Source organism: Mesorhizobium sp. 128a (assembly GCF_053848025.1).
Genome location: NZ_JBSPKY010000017.1, coordinates 84,667 through 104,493, shown reverse-complemented (window position 1 = coordinate 104,493; position 19,827 = coordinate 84,667). Strand labels below are relative to the sequence as shown.

Annotated in this window: 13 protein-coding genes; 9 read left to right on the top strand and 4 right to left on the bottom strand. The window is 63.4% G+C overall.

The features are described 5' to 3' along the window. Positions 1-5 precede the first annotated feature (5 nt). Positions 6-935 carry a hypothetical protein gene (locus ACWTU9_RS25195; RefSeq protein ID WP_455860665.1) on the top strand — a complete coding sequence of 310 codons (930 nt, stop codon included), beginning with the start codon at positions 6-8 and terminating at the stop codon, positions 933-935. A 37-nt stretch (positions 936-972) separates the two neighbouring features. On the opposite strand, the gene ACWTU9_RS25190 is transcribed toward ACWTU9_RS25195, so the two are convergent. The 3 genes from ACWTU9_RS25190 to ACWTU9_RS25180 are packed head-to-tail and all read right to left on the bottom strand — an operon-like array spanning position 973 to position 4,097. Further along, the gene (locus ACWTU9_RS25190) at positions 973-1,308 is read right to left on the bottom strand and encodes a hypothetical protein (RefSeq protein ID WP_455860697.1); all 336 of its coding nucleotides are present in this window, start codon (positions 1,306-1,308) and stop codon (positions 973-975) included. Next, complete coding sequence (locus ACWTU9_RS25185) at positions 1,308-1,751, bottom strand: DUF6484 domain-containing protein (RefSeq protein WP_455860664.1); 444 nt, start codon at positions 1,749-1,751, stop codon at positions 1,308-1,310. Before ACWTU9_RS25185 ends, ACWTU9_RS25190 begins: the two co-directional genes overlap by 1 nt. Positions 1,752-1,763: 12 nt before the next feature. Then, the gene (locus ACWTU9_RS25180) at positions 1,764-4,097 is read right to left on the bottom strand and encodes a type VI secretion system Vgr family protein (protein WP_455860663.1); all 2,334 of its coding nucleotides are present in this window, start codon (positions 4,095-4,097) and stop codon (positions 1,764-1,766) included. A gap of 374 nt (positions 4,098-4,471) precedes the next feature. On the opposite strand from ACWTU9_RS25180, the gene tagH reads away from it, so the two are divergent. From tagH to ACWTU9_RS25140, 8 genes are all read left to right on the top strand, one after another. After that, positions 4,472-5,494, top strand: coding sequence for a type VI secretion system-associated FHA domain protein TagH (gene tagH, locus ACWTU9_RS25175; RefSeq protein ID WP_455860662.1), 1,023 nt, complete (start codon positions 4,472-4,474; stop codon positions 5,492-5,494). Positions 5,495-5,732: 238 nt separating this feature from the next. Further along, positions 5,733-7,289 (top strand): type VI secretion system protein TssL, long form, encoded by a 1,557-nt coding sequence (tssL, locus tag ACWTU9_RS25170; protein WP_455860661.1) that lies wholly within the window; start codon positions 5,733-5,735, stop codon positions 7,287-7,289. Continuing rightward, positions 7,286-10,804, top strand: a complete 3,519-nt coding sequence (gene tssM, locus ACWTU9_RS25165) for a type VI secretion system membrane subunit TssM (protein WP_455860660.1) — start codon at positions 7,286-7,288, stop codon at positions 10,802-10,804. The genes tssL and tssM overlap by 4 nt, the downstream gene beginning before the upstream one ends. A 157-nt stretch (positions 10,805-10,961) precedes the next feature. Next, entirely contained in the window at positions 10,962-11,720 is a 759-nt protein-coding gene (locus tag ACWTU9_RS25160) for a PP2C family protein-serine/threonine phosphatase (protein ID WP_455860659.1), read from the top strand. Then, a complete protein-coding gene (locus ACWTU9_RS25155; RefSeq protein WP_455860658.1) occupies positions 11,717-14,125 on the top strand; it encodes a protein kinase domain-containing protein in 2,409 nt (802 codons plus the stop codon). The genes ACWTU9_RS25160 and ACWTU9_RS25155 overlap by 4 nt, the downstream gene beginning before the upstream one ends. Before the next feature lie 11 nt (positions 14,126-14,136). Beyond that, positions 14,137-14,598: a DUF1036 domain-containing protein gene (locus ACWTU9_RS25150; protein WP_455860657.1), complete on the top strand. Its 462-nt coding sequence runs from the start codon at positions 14,137-14,139 to the stop codon at positions 14,596-14,598. After that, entirely contained in the window at positions 14,595-17,015 is a 2,421-nt protein-coding gene (locus ACWTU9_RS25145; RefSeq protein ID WP_455860656.1) for a M23 family metallopeptidase, read from the top strand. Before ACWTU9_RS25150 ends, ACWTU9_RS25145 begins: the two co-directional genes overlap by 4 nt. 274 nt (positions 17,016-17,289) lie before the next feature. Further along, on the top strand, positions 17,290-18,909 hold the full coding sequence (locus tag ACWTU9_RS25140; RefSeq protein WP_455860655.1) for a caspase family protein: 1,620 nt from the start codon (positions 17,290-17,292) through the stop codon (positions 18,907-18,909). 197 nt (positions 18,910-19,106) lie between these two features. On the opposite strand, the gene ACWTU9_RS25135 is transcribed toward ACWTU9_RS25140, so the two are convergent. Beyond that, positions 19,107-19,643 carry an OmpA family protein gene (locus ACWTU9_RS25135; RefSeq protein WP_455860654.1) on the bottom strand — a complete coding sequence of 179 codons (537 nt, stop codon included), beginning with the start codon at positions 19,641-19,643 and terminating at the stop codon, positions 19,107-19,109. Positions 19,644-19,827: the final 184 nt, after the last annotated feature.

Here is a 19,827-nt window from a genome sequence, read left to right as displayed (position 1 = left end):
TTCCAATGATCTTGAAAAACCCCTTCGCCAATCTCGAGCCAGATCAGATTGACGTAGAGGTGATGAGCGCGTTTCATCTTGGGGGGAGATATTTCAGTGTATCGGTTCAGCTGAGTGATGAAAACGACGAAATCGGGCATTCATACCTGCTGAAAGTCCTGTTCGACGGAAAGACACTTCGCTACGAGACACTGCTTGAAGTTCCAAATCTTATCCTCGCGCATGTCAGCCCTACTCCAATCGACCATGTCGCATTGGAAATCGGCGGCACGACCCATTTCCTCCACGGCACTGCGCATGCGGCCAGTGGAACCCCCGACCAGTTCTTCAACAAGCTCTACCATCAGGAGGGCGGCGCCGTTTATTTGTATGGCGAACATGGAGCCGTGTGCGTGGCCGAAGGCCATGCGTGGCGGGCAATCAAGCCGATCGCCAAATCCTTCCTGCGGGCCATGCATGGCCCGCGAAACGGTCCGGTTCATGTGGCGGGAGACGACGGCACATTGCTTCGCCTTGCCGGCAACGGTTGGAAGAGAATTCCTCTGAATTTCAACCGCTCTATCAATGCGCTTCAAGTCGCCGAGGATGGAGTTGTAAACATAGGTTGCGAGGACGGTTATTGTTTCCAGTACTTCGAAGACGATCTTGTGGCCATCGAAGCGCCTGAACGGGACTTCTTCTCGATTTGCGAGTTCAAGGGCAAGCGCTATTGGGGCGACGATGAGTACGGCCTCTATGTCCAGAAGCGGTTGAAGCTCGCTCCGCTCAAAGAGTTGGGCTACGGCTATGCGATGCAGGCATCAAGCGAATTCCTGGTTGTGGTTGGTTGGAAGGAAGTCTTCTTGTTCGACGGGTCGACGTGGGTCGGGTTCGAGTTCGGATACAACAAGGGCCTTCATGCCAGCATAATCGATATGTCTCGCAGGTTTTTGTGAAAACCTGCCGGGAGCGAAAAGCCTCAAAGGCCTGCAACTACCGCCGTCCAGCCGCCAGGTAGCCGCGCACCTTTTCGAGGTCGAGTGCTGCAATGCGCGGCGGATCGGGAACAGAGAGCATACGCAGGACAAAGAGTTCGCCAGCTTCCGGAAAGGCCTCGTAAGCTTTTGTGGCGATCGCCAGCCCCTCGGGCCCGGCCACCCTCAAGCCGTCCAAATGTGCCTCGATCCTTGCAACGAGGCGCGCCAGACGCACCTCGTCCATTTCAGGGTTCTCATCTGGATGAAGCAGGTGATAGTCATACACCGTCCACAGGAACGACGCCATCTCGGCGTGCTGACGGACGATTTCCGGGAGGACAGGCACTGGCATCAATTGAGATTCACGGATCCGCCGCGGATACGGTTTGCGGCGCTGGCATGACTGGTCAGATAGGTGCCACGTATCGTGATATGGCCGTCCTTTTCCATGATGATCGTCGCCTTGCCACAGCGCAGTTCAATCCGCTCGTCGCCGACGATTTTCACACTCTCGCCATCGCGAATGACCTGTGCCGGCGCAACCTTGCGCACTGGCTCGACGATCCGGCCGACGATAAGCGGCCGTCCCGGATCGCCCTCCTGAAACAGCAATGCCACCTCAACTCCGATCATCGATGAGTTGAGTTCCGTCAAACTACGGGCCGGAATCGCAGTTTGCTTCGGGTTACCGGGGAAAACTACCAACGGTGCTTCCTCGCCGAAGCCCAGGAAAACGCCGATCACCACGCCTTCGATCTTCTCAATGGTTTTGGTCTTCCCAATGGTATTAGTCATAGCGAGCGAGTCCTAGTTCTGGTTGATCTTGCTGCCCTTCATGGTGATGTCTTTCGAAGCTTTGACGCCAATCTCACCCGAAGCCACGATGGTTATGTCTTTTCCTTCGATCGTGATCGTCCCGTCCTTCTTCAAAGCAATTCCCGCGGAACCGCACTTGATCATTATGGAGTCGCCCGCCTCGATCAGCAGGCTCTTGCCGATCTTCATTGCGCCGTCTTCACCGATTTCGACCGCGCTGCCCTTGGCTATCTTGAGCGCCCGGGAGCCTCCGACATCTGTCGCGTCATCCTTGGCAATCTTGGCAGAGCGCCCAGCCCCGATATCAGTCCCTTGATCCTTTGCAATCTTGAACGTCTGGCCGCCGCCGATCTGCACGCTCTGGTCGGAAGCGACCTGCCAGCTGTCCTTTGCGCCGATACTGTGGCTCTGCCCTGCACCAACCGTCACCGACCGCGACGCGCCGATGGTGTTGGTCTGGACGGCACCCACGGTCCTCGTCTCCGCCGCGCCGACACTGTCGACGCGCGCCGCGCCCACCGTGATGGTCTGGACGATCGCCACGGTCTGCGTGTGATTGGCGCCGATGGTCTCGGTGGAGTTCGAACCGATGTTGATCGTCTCGTCGACACCCACCGTCAGCGACCGGTTCTTGCCAACCGTCTCAGTGTCATTGCTGCCGATATTGGTGGTCTGGTCGACGCCGACCTTGACCGTCTTGTTGTTGCCGACGTCCTCGTCGAGGTTGTGGCCGACGGAATGCTTGGCGTCGTGGTCGATGCGGTCGGACTGGTCGTGCTGCACCGTCTTGTTGCGGTCATTCTTGATCAGAAGGTGATGGTCCTTCTGCGCCTGGAAATTGACCAGTTCGGAGCCGGCCTTGTCCTCGAACATCAGCTCGTTATAGCCGCCACCGCCCTTCGACGAATTGGATTTCCAGCCCGACTGCGTGGCGTTGCCGGGCAGCCCGTAGGGCGGCATCTGCGAAGCATTGTAAACCCGGCCGGTGATGATCGGCAGGTCGGGATTGCCTTCAATGAAATCGACGATCACTTCCTGGCCGATGCGCGGGATCTGGATGAAACCCCAGCCGCTGCCGGCCCAGGTCTGCGACACCCGCACGAAGCAGGAGCTCTTCTGGTCCTTCTTGCCGAGGCGATCCCAGTGGAACTGCACCTTCACCCTGGCATATTTGTCGGTGAAGATCTCCTCGCCGGAGGGGCCAACCACCGTCGCCGTCTGCGGCCCGCGCATGATCGGCCGAGCGGTCATCCTTGGTGGCCGGTAAGGTACCGAGGTCGGCGCCACGCCGAGCACGACCTTGAAATTCTCACCGTCGGTGTCGACGCCGGCGCGATAGCCCGGATCGAAAAGCCGGTATTCGGCGCTGACCACCAGATATTCCTTGTTCTGATCCTTGCGCGGAAAGCCGTCGAGCTTGAACGTACAGCCGGAGAAAAGACCGCGCACCGTGCCGACGGCGGCAATGCGCATGTGCGGCGCCTGGATCTCCTCGCGCCTTATCGCGGCAAGACTGTCGCCGCGGCCGACTTCCAGATGGGCGCCGGGGTGGCGGTAGTTCTCGCCTGCGGCCTGCTTGTGGCCGAAGGGCTGCGCCGACTTGGCCATCAGATCAGCGGCGGGCTTCTCGAAATCGTAGTCGGTGTGGGCATAGGCGCCGGGGCGCACCGCACTGCCTGGAATCCATTCGGTGATGTATTCGACGTCGCGGCGTGAGCCCTGTCCTTCGAACTGATAGAGCACCGTCTCGTAGCCCGGCGCCGGCTTCAGCTTGCTCATGGCGTCGGCCAGGATCAGTTTGTGCTCGCCCTCGGCGTGCTCGAAGAAGTACATTATGCCTTCGTGCTCGAGTAGCCGCTGCACGAAATCGAGGTCGCTCTCATCGTACTGCACGCAATATTCGCGCGGCGGATAGGAGCCCTGCAGGCGCTTCTCGAACTTGGCGATGCCGCCATATTTGGAGAATATCTCCTCGACGATCTCGACGGCGGTCTTGTCCTGGAAGATGCGGCAGTCGGTGGTATTGCCGAGGAACCACAGCCACGGCCTGACGACCGCCTCGTAATAGGCCAGCCGATCCTCGATGCGGGTGAGACGAAACTCGGCGACAAGGCCGCTGAACCAGCGCTTGGGATCGGACTCGCCTTCGATCGAAACGACGCCGCCCAGCATCTTCAGCGGATCGATATCCGCATTGGTGCTGACAAACCCCACGGTGTAGGGAAGACAGCGGCTGATCTCGTCGCGACCGACGAGATGCGTGAAGGTCAACAGTTCGGCGCCGACCGGCGTCTGCACAAGTGCGGAGCGTTGTTCACTCGGCATGGGTCGTGCCCCTCCTGGACGCGGCCGGAGCATGATCCCGAAAAGTGGGTCCGGTTTTCGGAAACGATCATGCTCAAACAAGGAAGTAGAGCCCCATCCCGACCTGTCGGGATGGAACAGGCTCTAGTGTGGCAGGTTCGAAGCCCTTCTTGTGTTAACGACCTCACGTTCAGGGACATTTCGCAACTTGCCACCCCAGGCCGTGTTGAGCCTACCACATGTTCTGTGGCAGACCAAAGAGGACGAGCGGCAGGCAGGACCTGTTTGCGCCGCTGTCGCCAGTGTGAAACGCCGCTCTCCCGCAGTGCCCGCAAGCTGCTAGACTGTGGCGCATCGGATCAATGGGAACGCCAGCGGTCGACAGGCCATATCGCATGTTCATCAGTCTGCAGATCAGCAATGTCGATGTCTTGCCCGCAGGGCTGCCGCCCGGCTACGCATCGCGCGACCGCGGCTTCGAGATCGGGCGCGAGAACTGCACCTGGACCTTGCCCGACCCGGACAAATTCATCTCCGGCCGGCACTGCGAGATCCGCTACCAAGGCGGCGCGTTTTTTCTCTACGACGTCTCGCGCAACGGCACTTTCGTCAATGGGTCGAGCCAGCGGCTGAAAGGCCCACACCGGCTTTCCCAGGGCGACCGGCTCCGGATCGGCCGCTATATCGTGTCGGTGTCGATCGATGAGGGGAACGCAGCCTATAGTGGCCATGGCTCGACGCAGCGGCAGATGCCCCCCGGATCCTTCCCGGACCATGCCGCGGCACCACGGTCGCCGACCGCACCACCCGCTTCGGTCTCCGGCCGGCCACAGCAAGCCGACGAGATTCTGCGCGCGATCGCCGCCGGCGCCGGAATTCCGCCGGAAGTGCTCCTGCTGCGCCAGCCGCATGAGGTGGCCGGCGAAATCGGCGCCGTATTGCGGATCGTCGTTGACGAACTGGTGCTGCTGTTGAAGGCGCGCGCCGCCGCGAAGGTCCTGGCCAAGACCAGCGATCGAACGATGATCAACGCCGCCGACAACAATCCGCTGAAATTCGTGCCCGGGACGGACGAAATCCTCGACATCATGTTTGCCCGCCGCAGGGCCGGCTATCTCGATGCCAGACACAGCATCGAAGACGCCTTCCACGACCTCAAGACGCATGAATTCGCCACCTTCGCCGCCATGCAGGCGGCGCTGGCGCGGCTGCTCGACGATTTGTCGCCCGAGGCGATCGCCAAGAAACTGCCGCCGTCCTCCTTTGCCTCGAAGAAGACTCGCGCCTGGGACGCGCTGGTCGCAACCTGGCGGGCCAAGGAAGAAGCGCACGAGAACGGCCTCCTCGACATATTCCTCACCTATTTCAGCGAAGCCTATGCCAAGGCCGCCAAACAGAAACCGGTAGGCAAGAGCTGACCTCGCCTGCCATGAGGCCGATGCGGGCACCGGCCGGCGACCAAAATTGCGCCGGGTTTCAATCGGAACCTTCTGAGACTACGATCACATACGACAATTGAGCACGCGGGTACGGTTGATCGACCTCGGGGGTCTGCGGCAGATGTCATGTCACGGCGAGATAGCGTCCTGTGGTCCGCGTTCGCGCGGACATGGCGCCGTGCGTCGCGTGACGCGCGCGTAGAGGCAGGGACCGGCGATGGGCTCGAAGGACGATCCTTTCGATCCGGCCGGCAAGACCGTCATCCGCCCAAGCCGTCCCAATCCCGGCCGCCCCAATCCCGACCGCCCCAATACCGGCCGCAAGCAAAAGACGGTTCTGGCGCGCGATGCGCCGGCGCCCGACAGCACCGTGATTGCGCCTGCCGGCATCCCGGAGCCGACGGTTTTCGATCCCAACGCCGGCCGCCAGCCGCCAGCACAGGCCGAGGTCACGGGGACCGTGATCTATCAAGGCGCGCCTTTCACTGAGGCATCTGCCGATCCGTCGTTTCCGGCCGCAGCGGTGGGGAAAACGCCGTGGGATGCGCTGCTCGGCGCCAGCGACGGCATCGACTATGGAACGGCCAACCCGATCGTCGCCGCCGCGGCGCCCCTGCTGATGCTGCTTGGGCACCTGCGGCTGGTGGCCGTTGAAAGACAGGCCGAGCCGCTGGCGGGGCATGTCGCCGACCTGATCGAGGATTTCGACCGCAAGATCGCCCGGACCGATACTTCGGAAGAGGATGCGCGCATCGCCAGCTATGTGCTTTGCGAAACCGCCGACGACATCATCGCCAACCTGCCCGGCTCCAGCCGGGATGGATGGGCGCAGCACGCCATGCTGTCGCGCTTCTTCCAGGTCAAACCCACCGGCGCCGGCTTCTTCCAGGCGCTGAATACGGTGCTGGCGACGCCCGAGCCGCACCGCAACCTCATCGAACTGATGCATGTCTGCATGTCGCTCGGCTTCGAAGGCCAGTATCGCGGCCAGGCGCGCGAGGGCCTGGAGCGTGTCCGCCGCGACGTCTACGAGACGCTGGCCTATTTCCGCGTCCCTGGTGACGACGACATCTCGCCGCGCTGGCGAGGCCTGTCGCTGACGTCAGCGCAAGGCTCCACGCGAATTCCACTCTGGGCCATCGCCGCAGCGACGGCGGCGGTTTTGACAGCAGCCTTTTTCACGCTGCGGGTTCTCATCACCAATGACGGCGAGGCCGTTGCGAGAGAATTGCTGGCGCTCAATCCGGCGACGCCGGTCACCATCGAGCGTGCCGCCTTCGTGCCGCTGACCGAGGAGGTGAAAGTCGTCGCAGCACCAACGACGATTGCGCAAGTCGATCGCATCCGCGCCGCCCTGGGCAAGGAGATCGAAGCTGGCGGCGTCAGCGTCGGCACCAAGGGCGATTTCATCGTCGTGGAAATCAGCAATGCCTTGCTGTTCCAGTCCGGTCGAGCCGACGTCAAAGCCGAATTCGAACCGGTCGCCATCAGCATCGCGGCCGCTCTCAATGCCGAGCGCGGGCCGATCCGGATCGTCGGCCACACCGACAACGTCAAGCCGAAGAAGACCAGTGCCTTCAAGTCGAATTTCGACCTCTCCGTTGCCCGGGCGCAAGCGGTCGAAAAGATGATCGCGGCGCATTTCAGCGATCCGTCGCGGACAAAGGTCGAGGGCAAGGGCGAGGACGAGCCGATTGCCGACAATGCAACACCGGAGGGCCGCGCCAAAAACCGCCGTGTCGATGTGATGATCCCGCGGGAGGAGACGCTGTGACCGGCTGGCTGCTGCGCATCTTCAGCACGCTCGCGCTCGCCGGCTTTGCCGCCGCGGTCTGGTTCGCCGGCCCCTTGATCCGCTTCGACGGCGCCCGGCCTCTGGACCCCGTCTGGCTGCGCGCAGTGATCGTCGGCTTTGTCGGTGGAACGGCGGTGATCATTTATGCAGTCAGGTTCTGGCGAAGGCGCAAGGCACAGAAAGCGCTGGAAGCCGCCATGGCCAGCGCAGAGGATGACGGCAGCGACGCAAAGCTGCTGGAAGCCCGCATGAGCGAAGCGGTTGCCACGCTCAGGCAGTCAAGCGGCAGGCGCAACTTCCTCTACGAAGTGCCCTGGTACATCGTCATCGGCCCGCCGGGTGCCGGCAAGACCACCGCACTGGTCAATTCCGGGTTGAACTTTCCGCTTGCCGGGTCGGGCCAGGCGCAGCCGGTGGCAGGCGTTGGCGGCACGCGCAATTGCGACTGGTGGTTCACCGACGAGGCGGTGCTGATCGACACGGCCGGGCGCTACACCACGCAGGATTCGCATGCCGGGACCGACAGCAAAAGCTGGCTGGCATTCCTGTCGCTGCTCAAGCGGCATCGGACGCGCCAGCCGATCAATGGCGTCATCCTGGCGATCAGCCTTGCCGACCTGATGGTGGACGGCGAGCAGGCCGCCCATGTCGCCGAGATTCGCAGTCGCCTGCAGGAAATCCATGCGGTCCTGAAGGTCCGCTTTCCGGTCTATGTGCTGTTCACCAAGGCGGACCTGGTCTCGGGATTCATGGAGACTTTCGGCGGTTTCGATGAAGCACGCCGGCGCCAGGTCTGGGGCGCAACCTTCCAGACCGCCGAGCGCGGCCTGAACATGGTCGGCGAGGCCCCGGCCGAGTTCGACGCGCTGGTGAAGCGCCTAAGCGAGGAGATGAGCGAGCGCCTGCAGGCTGAGACCGACCCAGTCGCCCGTATCGCCATTTTCGGCTTCGCCGCGCAGCTCGGCGCGCTGAAGGGCCGGATCGTGCATTTCCTCGATGGCGTCTTCGAGCCGACGCGCAAGCAGCTGAACGCACCCTTGCGCGGCCTCTATTTTTCCTCCGGCACGCAAGAAGGCACGCCGATCGACCAGCTGCTCGGCAGCATCGGCCGCAGTTTCGGCAAGAACGCCCAGGCGCATCTTTCCGGCACCGGCAAAAGCTTCTTCCTGCACGATCTGTTGAGCCGCCTCATTTTCGCGGAGTCCGGTTGGGTGTCCTATGACAAGGCAGCCGACAGGCGGGCTACGATCGTCCGCTATGCCGGCCTGGCGGCGATCGCGGCCATAGCGATCGCCGGGCTTTGGGTCCTCGGCCTGAGCTTCGCGGCCAACAAGTCGCTGATTGCCGCCACCAGCCAGGCAGCCGGCCAATATCGCCAGACCGCCGCCCCGCTGCTCGCAAGCACGACGGTCTCCGATGCGGACCTCGAAACCGTCATCGGCGCGCTCGATGCGCTGCGCAGCCTGCCGGCCGGCTATGACGCGAAAGACCAGCCGACGCCGGCCAAGGCGACGTTCGGCCTCAGCCAGCGTGAGCGTATCCTGTCCGCCTCGGAGACCGCCTACCGGCAGGGGCTGGAGCGGATGTTCCGCTCGCGCCTGCTGTTCCAGCTCGAACGCACGATCGAGGCCAGGATGGCCGATCCGATGGCGCTGTACGAGCCGTCGAAGATCTACCTGATGCTGGGCGGCAAGGCGCCAAAAGTGGATGACGAGCTGGTCGTCACCTGGCTGAAGCGGGACTGGGAACAGAACCGCTACCCCGGCGCGCACAATCGTGACGGGCGGGCGCAACTGGAGAAGCATCTGCGCGCCATGCTGGCGCTCGACGACGACCAGGACCCCTCGTTCGAGCTCAACCGTTCGCTGGTCGAATCCGCCCAGCGCTCGCTCGGTCGCATGAGGCTTGCCGACCGCGCCACGGCGCTCATCCAGTCGGCCACCTATGCGGCGGAACTGAGCGACTTTTCGGTGACCTCAAAAGCCGGCCCGGAGGCGCCGGTGCTGTTCGAGCGCAATGACGGAAACGATCTCGCCGGCCTTCGCGTCCCCGGTCTCTACACACATGCCGGCTTCGACTTCTATCTGGCTCAGCTGGCCAAGGTGGCGCAGGCGCTGGTCGATGACCAGTGGGTGATCGGCAGCGGCGGCGAGCAAGGCGGCTTCGACCAGGAATTGCTCAAGCTCGGCCCCGAGCTTCTCGATCGCTATGGCAAGGGTTTTGCCGGGGCGTGGAACGAGGTGCTCGACAGGTTGAAGTTCAAGGCAATGACTGCCGACAAGCCGCAATATCTCGCGCTGTCCGCAGCCGGCTCACCGACCTCGCCGCTGATGCAGCTGTTCGAGGCGATCGCGCGTGAAACAGCTTTGACGCAAGAGCGCAATCCGGCCGCGCCTCAGGACAGCGACCAGGAAGCCGCCGTGCGCGCCAAGAGCCTCGCCCGCATCGGCATCGAGCTTGCGGCGCGCAAGTCGCAGAGCCGGGCCGGGACCGCATTTGTGAGCACGCAGAGCCAGGATCCCGGCGCCAATATCGAAGCCCAGTTCCGGTCTTTCCAGGCTTTGGTGGCCGGTGCGCCCGGCCAACGGCCGCTCGATGCCCTGACCCAGAATTTCCGCGAAATCTATCAGAGCGTGCGGCTGGCGGCCGATGTCCCCGCGCAGACGGACCAGGCCAACGCCAATCTGCAGCTGCAGATCTCGACGCTGCGCGCCAATGCCTCGCGGCTGCCGAAGGCGCTGGCCAGGATGGTGAGTGCGGCGGCGGATGATTTCGAGGGCACCGTCGCCGAAACATCGACCACGCATCTCAACGAAATGCTGGAAGAGACGGTCGGACGTCCGTGCGAAGAGGTGATTGCCGGACGCTTTCCATTCGCCCCTGCCGGCACTGACGATGTCGCCATGGCGGATTTTGCCAGATTGTTCTCTCCGGGCGGTGTTCTGGACCGGTTCTTCGCGCAGAACCTGGCGTCGCTGGTCGACATGAGCGGCCAGGACTGGGACTGGAAACAGGATACCAAGTTCGGCCGCAATCTGGCGAAATCGACGCTCAGGAACTTTCAGCTTGCGGCGCAAATCCGCGCCGCCTTCTTTCCGCTTGGTGGCCCAGTACCGTCGATCAACATCACCTTCACGCCGCTGTCGTTGCATGGCGATGCCGACATGGCGCTGCTCAACATCGATGGCCAGGTGCTGCAGGCAACCCAGGCCGGCAACACGCCGGGCCTGATTCCGTGGCCGGGCAAGACCGGTTCGGCCAGTCTCAGCCTGACGCCGGAGCTGCCGGGGCGCGAGTCCGCAATCAAATTCGACGGCCCCTGGGCGTTGAAACGATTGCTGGACAAGGGACAGGTCACCGCCAATGGCGACAGTCTCGAAGCGCGTTTCGTCATCGGCGGGCGCGATGTCGCCTACACGATCAAGACCGGGGAAGACGGCAACCCATTCACGCTGCCGGCACTTTCCGCCTTCAGCTGTCCGAAGGCTTTCTGATGGGGAATTGCATGGCAGGATCGGTGATTGCGGGGCGCAGAGACAGCCGCGGCACCCCACCGTCCGCCATCAGCGGCTTAGATTTCGATACTCTAATGGATGGGCCTGTGGCAGACTGGCGAGGCACGTCAGCCAAGGCGTTGCGGAGGGTAGGCAAGTGAGCGGTGCCGCCTTTGAGAGCTACGGCGTGAGCCACAAGGGCTGCGTACGCGACCACAATGAAGACAGCTATCTGGTCGAGCCGCAGATCGGCCTCTGGGTGGTTGCCGACGGCATGGGCGGGCATGAGGCCGGAGAGGTGGCCTCGGCAAGCATCGTCGAGCATCTGGCAACGATCGGCATCGCCAGCTCGGCACCGGATCTGCGCGCGCGTTTCGAGGACCGGCTGAACCGGGCCCATGCCGAGATCCGCCGGATTTCGCGCTCGCGCGGCGTGACCATCGGCTCCACCGTTGCGGCACTGCTGGCCATGGACGGCAGGTTCGCCTGCCTGTGGTCGGGCGACAGCCGCGTCTATCTCGTGCGCGACGGGGCGATCTCGCAGATTTCGCGCGACCACACAGAGGTCCAGGAACTTCTCGACAGCGGGGCGATCAGCGCCGCCGAAGCCGAGAACTGGCCGCGGCGCAACGTGATCACGCGCGCCATCGGCGTCAACGACGAGATCGCCATCGACTTCCAGCAAGGAGAGACCCTTGCCGGCGACATTTTCATCCTCAGCACCGATGGGCTGACGGCGCATGTCAGCGACGCGGAGATTGCGGCCGCGGCGCTTTCGGCGGCACCCCAGGCTGCCTGCGAAAAGCTGCTTTCCATGGTGCTTGAGCGCGGCGGCACCGACAACGTCACCATCGTGCTGGTCAAGATCGGAGACAGGGGCAACGGCCTGTCCCGCGCAGGAGGCCACGGCCGATGAGCTCCGACGACAAGACCCGAATCTTGCCCAATATGGCGGATACCAGCGTCGGCACGCAGCTCAGCGGCATCTACGAGCTCGACGAACGCATCGCGTCGGGCGGCATGGGCGAAGTCTATCGCGGCCACAACATCCAGACCGGAGATCACGTCGCGATCAAGATCGTGCTGCCGGAATTCGCCCGGGACCAGACGATCCTGTCGCTGTTTCGCAAGGAAGCCTCGATCCTCAACCATCTGTCGCATGACGCTGTCGTGCGCTATCACGTCTTCACCATCGACCCCGGCATAGGGCGGCCCTATCTGGCGATGGAATTCGTCGACGGCCAATCGCTGTACGACGTCATGCGCGGCGGCGCGATGGCGACGCAGGATGTGCGCAAACTGTGCCACCGGCTGGCGTCGGGCCTAAGCGCGGTGCACCAGGCCGGCGCCATCCACCGCGACCTCTCGCCAGACAACATCATCCTGCCGGGCGGCCGGGTCGAGCGGGCCAAGATCATCGATTTCGGCATTGCGCGATCGGCGGCAGTCGGCGGCGAGACGCTGATCGGCGGCAAGTTCGCCGGAAAATACAACTATGTCTCCCCGGAGCAGCTCGGGCTCTATGGCGGCGAGGTCAGCGAGCAGTCCGACATCTACAGCCTGGGGCTGGTGCTGGCGGCGGCGCTGCTCGGCAAGCCGATCGACATGGGCGGCTCGCAATATGAGATCGTCGAAAAACGGCGGGCCGTGCCCGATCTCTCCGGGATCGATGCCGATTTCCGGGACATCGTCGAAGCGATGCTGCAACCCGACCCGAATGATCGACCGGCCAGCATGGCCGAAATCGCCCGGTTGACGCGCGACGACAGCGACGCGACCTTGCCGCCGGCCTCGCTTGCGCCCCGGCCCGGTCTGCCGCGAACCGGGTCCGCCGGGTCGGTCTCGAAGATCGAGGGTTCGCAGACGCAAGGACTCAGCGCGGCCCCCGCAAGCGGCACGGCATCGCCAGCCTTCGTGCCGCACGTGCGCCCGGCGCATCTGTCGCAACCGAAACCGGTTGCTGAAACGCCCAGGCGAGCAACCGCGCCGCCGAAGCCTGCTGCAGGCCGAAGCCTGACGATCGCGGCGCTAGCGGCGGTTGTCGTGGCATCGCTGGGAGGACTCTATGCATCGGGTATCGTGGGATTCGGGGACCGGCCTCCCGTTACCGATACCGGCAAAACACCGCCGCTCCAACCCGAACTGACAAAGCCGATCGTCGCCGACAAGCCCGCTCCGGACACTGCGCCGGCTGAAGAGCCAAAGCCGCAACCAGCAGAGACTCCGGCTGAAGATCAAGCCAAAGCGCCGGTCCAGCCGCAGCCGACGCCACCAGTCGCGTCCAGCACTGCAGCCCCGCAGCCAGCCGAACCAACCGACAAGACCGTTGCGCTGCAACCGCCATCCCGCCCGTTACAGCCCGATGCCGCGAAGAACGCCGAGCCTGTCAGCCCGCCGGTAGAGCCCAAGGCGACAGCGCCGGAGCCGACCACGCAAATACCTGAAGCAACGGCCGAGGCACCCAAACCCCTAGCACCGACGCCGGAACCCACCGCTCAAGCGCCCGAGCCCACGGCGCCCGAGCCCAAGGCGCAAGTGCCTGAGCCGACCGCACAGGCGCCGGAACCAATCGTGGAGCCCAACAAGGCAAGCCAGCCCGATATTGCCAGCGGTGAGCAGGCCGACAAGCCGGCAGAGCCCGACATTGCCATGAATGTGCCCAAACCGGAGGTGCCGCCGACCACGGATGCGGCTGCGGAGCGGGTCACCTGGGTACGAGGCTTCAATGGTGGTGACTGTTTTTATGCGACGGTGACATCGGCCACCGACAAGGGCGTCGCGATCGAGGGCTTCAGCACGTCGGTGCCGCCGTTCGAACAGTTGCTTGAGGAATTCCAGGCCAAGTTCCAGGTCGAGCCGGACATCAGCGTCCGCCTCATCCAGCCGCCTCAATGCGGGATCACCGACTTCCTGCGTTTCATGGGGGCAAGCACGGCCGACAGACCGCATTTGGTGCTCGACCAGACATCGGTGCCGGACGGTTCGCCGATCGACGGCACGCTGGTGACGCATGGCGGGCTGGTGTCGAGCGTGATTCTGATCGACCACCGGGGCATCGCCTTCAACCTCGACGACCGGGTTGTCGCACAAGCCGACAAGGCGACTTTCAGCATCCCGATCGGGCTCGGCGCCGCCGACAAGGCGGTAGGCAAGGCGCTGCCGCAGATCATCATGGTGATCACCGGTCCCGACGAGATCAAGGCGGCGGATTTCTCGACGCCGACGCCAGCCTCGGTGCTGTTGCCCAGGATCCTCGACGAGATCGGCGCCAGGACCTCGGCATTTTCGGCGACCGCCAAATATTTCCGCCTCGGCGGGTAGCACGGACGCCTATGCAACGCCGTCGCCGTGATCCCGTCCTGCTTGCCCTGAATGCGCGCGCGAAGCTTGCCGCGATTGCGCTTGCGACGCTCTTGCTGGCGCTTTTTTCCACCGGGCAAGCGCGCGCCGAATTCACCGTCTGCAACCAGACGCTCGACGTCGTCAATCTCGCCGTCGGCCAGAAGGTCGACGATGCCGACCAGACCGATGGCTGGTGGACCATCGGCGCCAATCAATGCGTCAACGTCATCCGAGAAGAGCTGACCAACCGCTATATCTATATCTACGCCACGGATGTCTTCGGCCACGCCATCCTGGCAGGCTCCACCGAGATGTGCATCGAGCGGCGGCGGTTCTCGATCCGCGGTATTACTGAATGCTGGCAGCGCGGCCATATCGCCGCGAAGTTTCTCGAAGTCGACACGCAGGAACAGGTGCGCTGGACCTTCTTCCTGACCGGAAGCGCGCCGTGACGCACAGCATCGACACCAGCTTCAAGGCAAAGAAGCAGGCGCGGGCGGCGCTACGCAGGCGCAGGATCTGGCTCGGGCTGGCTGCTGGCCTGGCGACAATTGTCCTTGCCGCGATCGCCACCGGTTTCTATCTCACCGCCGACTACTGGTCGTTTGGCGACGAAGACGAAGAGCTGCACGCCGTCGAAGGCTCGGACGACGTGCCGGCCGATGCATCGGTCTATGTGCCCGCCATCATCGATCTTGCCGGCGACCCGATGTGGATCACGCTAGCGCCCGATGCCAGCGGGGCAACCAAGGGACGGGCGATGCCGCGCCCGGCGGAGCTCGACCAGGCCGGCATCTCGCCGCAAATCGAAGTGCTGTCCGACGTGATGCTCAGCGCCAGCGAAAAATTCATGACGACCATCCCGTCGACGCAGGAGGATTTCGCCTTCTTCCAGGCACAGCGGAAGACCGCGGCGGCGCCACCCGCCGAACCCAACGATCCGCAGAATGATCTGCAGAACGATCTTCAACCCTCGCCTGGCGCGGACGAAGCTCCGGCGGCTCCCGCCCCGGCTCCTGATCCGCAGGCCGCTCCCGGTGCCTCGGCGGCAGCTGATGACCCGGAAGCCGGCTGGGGCGAGACCATCGATGAGGGCGAAGCGGCACTTCCCGCCTTTCAGAAGACAGCGGTCGAGAACAACACCAGCGTTGCCATCGTGACCTCGGAATACCAGCGCTTCGAGGCGACCGAGGACACGTTCGTGAAAATCCTCAACGACCGCAGCCTGGACAGCGTTGCGCTCGATGCGCATTTTTCCGCCGAGGACGCAAAGCTTGCCGGCGAAGCGCTGAAGGCGCTGTTCGACAAGGACAGCCTGCAGCCCGGCTATGTCGTGGCGATGCGTGGCTTCAGGCCGACACGCGAGACCACGACGATGTCGCTGATGCAGGTCTCGATCTATGCCAAGAACGTCTTTGTCGGCACGCTGACGCGCAATGCCGCCGGCGCCTTCGTGTCGGGTGTCGACCCCTGGGTGCGCGAGGACCTGTTCAACTATTCGGGCGCCGAGACCGAAGGCACGCACAAAAGGCAGTACCGCCTGCTCGACGCGATCTATTCGACGGCGGCGCGCAACAATGTGCCGACCGGCATCATCGGCGAAGCCATCATGTATCTGTCGCGCGGGCAGGATCTGGACGCCTTTGCCAGCGAGGATCAGCGCCTGGTGCTGATCTATTCGCAGACGCCGCGCGGCAAGAACGATACCGACGGACGTGTGCTTTATGTCGGCGTGCAGGGCACAGAGAAGAACCTCGACTGTTTCGTCTTCCAGCAGAGCGACGGCCAGTTTGCCTGCGTGTCCGGCGACGATCAGGTGCGCTCGCTGACGGTGACCAATGGCATGGTGACGCCTGTCAGCGGCGTGATGACCTCGACCTTCGGGCCGCGCAAGCACCCGATCCTGGGCGTGGTCCGCATCCACAAAGGCGTCGATTGGGCGGCCCCGGTAGGTACGCCGATCGCCGCGGCCTTCGACGGCGAAATCATCTTCCAAGGCGATGGCGGCGGCTACGGCAATGTGGTCAAGATCGCGCATGCCGGCGGACGCGAGACGCGCTATGCGCATATGTCGAAATTCGCCATTGCCAGCGGCGTCGGCACCAAGGTGAAGGCCGGCGACATCATCGGCTATATCGGCACCACCGGACTGTCGACCGGGCCGCATCTGCATTTCGAGCTCTACCTAAACGGCGCGGCGATTGACCCGCTTGGCACTGTGACTTCCGTGAGCGCCGCGGTGGTGGAGACACGCGGCAGCGGCAGTGGCGACGTCGCCGTCGAAACGCTGACCGACCGTATCGTTCATGTCGAATCGGGCGGCAGCGCGCGAGCGAAGAACCCGCTGTCTTCGGCGACCGGCGCCGGCCAGTTCATCTCCAAGACCTGGATCCGGATGATGAACACCTATCGTCCCGAGCTTGCGCGCTCGCTGTCGACCGCGGACCTTTTGGCGCTGCGCTACGACGCCACCATCTCGCGCGAGATGGTGCGCAATCTGGCAAGAGAAGGCGAAGCCTATCTCAGGGCGCGCGGCCACCAGATCACCGCCGGCCGGCTCTATCTCTGCCATTTCCTCGGCATGGAAGGCGCGCATCAGGTGCTGGCGGCGCCGGGATCGGCGCAGTTGAGCGCGGTGCTCGGCTCGGCCGTCATCCAGGCGAACCCGTTCCTCACCGGCAAGACCGCCAGCTACGTCGTCGACTGGGCGGAACGCAAAATGGGCCGCAAATTGCCCACGCCGGCGACGACCGATGCAGGCCAGCAGACGACGACGGAAGTCCGCCAGACATCGCCGGAGTTCGAAAAATACAAGCAGGCCATCACGGCGCTGGTCGGCCCGCTCCAGAACGGCCTTGAGCCTGGCTAGCCGTAGTTTCAGCAGATGGCCGCCTGGTTTCGCCGCGCCGATTGGTTTTGAGGCCGGCAAATGATATATTAGCGGATATTTGCAAAGGTTTTTTGGGCCCGTTGTGAACCAAAACTGTGGCTGGGATCACATACGCCCAGGAGCCATTTTGGCAGAAGCGACAAAGTCGCTGTTGGAATTAAGCATGCGCAGACATCAATAACGCGCCCCATTGGGGCGGAGGGCTGATCCTATGAAAGCGTTTGCCGTCCTTTTGAGCGGATTTTTTCTGTTAATGCTGACCGCGCTTGGCACCGTCCAGGCTGCAGCGCCGGATGCCGGGGCGCCTGGCGCCAAACGCGTCGCGCTGGTCATCGGCAACAGCAAATACGTCCATGCGGTCGAGTTGCCCAATCCGGCCAATGATGCGCACCTTATCGCATCGACGCTGCGCAATGCAGGCTTCGAGGTGATCGAGGGCGTCGACCAGGACAATGCCGGCATGCACAGCCTGATCAGCAAGTTCACCGAGCAATCCTACGACGCCGACCTGGCCGTCATCTTCTATGCCGGTCACGGCATGCAGGTGGATGGCAAGAACTTCTTGATCCCGGTCGACGCCGAGTTGACATCGCCGGCCTATCTCAAGACCCGCACCGTCCAGATCGACGACTTCATGGCCGCGTTGCCGCCCGACCCGGCGGTCGGCGTCATCATCCTCGATGCCTGCCGCGACAATCCGCTGGCACGGACGCTGGCGGCCGCGATGCCGAAGAGCCGCTCGACCGCGCTGGGCACCGGCCTGGCACCGATCGATCCGAAGTCGGAAGGCGTTGGAACCGGCGGCATCCTGATTGCCTATGCCACCGACCCGGGCGCCATCGCCTTTGACGGCAACGGCGTCGACAGCCCCTACTCGACGGCGCTCGCCAGGCACCTGACCGAACCCGGCGTCGAGATCCAAAGCGCGCTGACCCGGGTGCGCGGCGAAGTGGCCGAGACCACCCAAGGCCGCCAGCGGCCATGGCACAACGCATCGCTGGGCCGCGAGGTTTTCCTCGGCAAAGCCGCAGTGCAAGCCGCGCCGGAGGCAAAGCCTGCCGCCGACGCCGCGAACGCTACGGCAGCGCCCGCCCCTGCCCCCGTCGCCAGCGAACCGCCTGCGTGGGAAGTCGAGCAGCGGCTGTGGGACGAGGCCTCGAAGCGCAACACCGCGCCATTCTACGAAGCCTATCTCGAACAGTTCCCGAATGGCCGCTTCGCCACGGTGGCGCGGCTCAACATCGACGCATTGAAGGATCCGAAGGCACAGGAACGGGAGGTCGCAGCGCTTGATGCTGCCGAAGCGAACCCCGGCTCTGCCGTGCGCACATCGGTCGGCATTTCGGACGACATGAAGAAGGTGCTCGGCACCGAGGCGACGGAGAACGCGATCGGTCTCGATCGCCAGGGCCGCATCGACCTGCAATTGCGCGTCGAAGCGCTGGGCAATGAGCTAGGCCGCGTCGACGGCAACATCGGCGCCAAGACCCGGCAAGCGATCGGCGACTGGCAAGAGGAGAATGGGCTGCCGCCGACCACTTTCCTGACGCGGGAGCAGCTGGCGTTCCTGGAGATCCAGACCGATCCGATGATGGAGGCCGTGCGCGCCAAACATGAGGCCGACCAGGCCGGTGTGAACAAGCCGAAAAAACAGGTGGTGCAGAAGGCACGCACGCTGCAGCCGGTGGCGGAGAAGCCGCGCAAGAAGCAGTACGCCCAGAAGCTACGCCGGCAACAGCAGTTCGTGCAGAAAAGGCGCAACCGCGAGGTCGTGCGCGAGGAAGGTCCGCCGCCGCAGGACAACAATGATTTCCTGACCAAGGCGCTGATTTTCGGCACCGGCGTAGCGGTCGGCGGCGTCCTCAAGAACTGATCGATCACATCAAACAGCAACAACGCCGCGTGTCCGTTGGACGCGCGGTGTTGCCGTTAGAGCAATTCCAAGAAAAGTGTGAGCGGTTTTCCGTCCGGAATTGCGTCAAAACAAGAAGATTGAGCGGTTCTCCGTTTCCGTGAAACGGTGAAACGCTCTAGAGGGAGGTGTGCTGTCGAAGGACGCAGCCAGCGAAGCTACTGCGCCTTGATCCGCATCTCGACCCGGCGATTGACCGGGTCGTACGGGTCAGAATTGCGCGGATTGGCCTCGCCCAGCCCGACCGCCGTGATGCGGGTGGATTCGATGCCGTTGGATTCCAGGAAAGCCGTCACCGATTGGGCTCTGCGCTGCGACAGGCCCTCATTGTAGTTCGCCGAGCCGGACGCATCGGTATAGCCTTCGACGACAAAGGACAGCTTGGCTAACCGGTCGTCCTTCAGCGCCTTGGCGAACTCGTCGAGTTCGCTGCGCGCCTTGGCATCGAGCTCGGAGGAATCCAGGCTGAAATTGATCAGCATATCGAGGCCGGTCTTCTCCGGTGGCTTGTCTTTCTGGCCGGTCTTGCTTTTGCACTCATCCTCGGTGCCGACGCAAATCCCGCGCGCCGCGCCGTGATCGATCGCGCCGGCAAAAAACTTCACGATGTCTTCCGATTTCTGAAGTGGGTCGGCATAAGCGTGCGTCGAAAAAAGCACGGCCGCCAACGCTAAGACTGAAATGCCCCGCTGCATAACGGTTCCTCCTGCTCTGAGCGTCCGATGTCACCAAAGCCCGATCCGCCAAGACGGCCAGGCTCCAGTTTCCGTTTGACCCTGCATCCCTCTCTCCGAAAGCCGGCTTCGCCTTTTTTCGGAGTCGTGGGTCTGATTGTGGAATATACCAAAACGCGGCGCGTTTGTCTGTGAACAACGTCAT

Coding starts and splice junctions, on each gene's coding strand:
- ACWTU9_RS25180 (WP_455860663.1), bottom strand. CDS start 4,097: ATGCCGAGTGAACAACGCTCCGCACTTGTGCAGACGCCGGTCGGCGCC.
- ACWTU9_RS25150 (WP_455860657.1), top strand. CDS start 14,137: ATGCAACGCCGTCGCCGTGATCCCGTCCTGCTTGCCCTGAATGCGCGC.
- tagH (WP_455860662.1), top strand. CDS start 4,472: ATGTTCATCAGTCTGCAGATCAGCAATGTCGATGTCTTGCCCGCAGGG.
- tssL (WP_455860661.1), top strand. CDS start 5,733: ATGGGCTCGAAGGACGATCCTTTCGATCCGGCCGGCAAGACCGTCATC.
- ACWTU9_RS25195 (WP_455860665.1), top strand. CDS start 6: ATGATCTTGAAAAACCCCTTCGCCAATCTCGAGCCAGATCAGATTGAC.
- ACWTU9_RS25185 (WP_455860664.1), bottom strand. CDS start 1,751: ATGACTAATACCATTGGGAAGACCAAAACCATTGAGAAGATCGAAGGC.
- ACWTU9_RS25135 (WP_455860654.1), bottom strand. CDS start 19,643: ATGCAGCGGGGCATTTCAGTCTTAGCGTTGGCGGCCGTGCTTTTTTCG.
- ACWTU9_RS25140 (WP_455860655.1), top strand. CDS start 17,290: ATGCTGACCGCGCTTGGCACCGTCCAGGCTGCAGCGCCGGATGCCGGG.
- ACWTU9_RS25155 (WP_455860658.1), top strand. CDS start 11,717: ATGAGCTCCGACGACAAGACCCGAATCTTGCCCAATATGGCGGATACC.
- ACWTU9_RS25190 (WP_455860697.1), bottom strand. CDS start 1,308: ATGCCAGTGCCTGTCCTCCCGGAAATCGTCCGTCAGCACGCCGAGATG.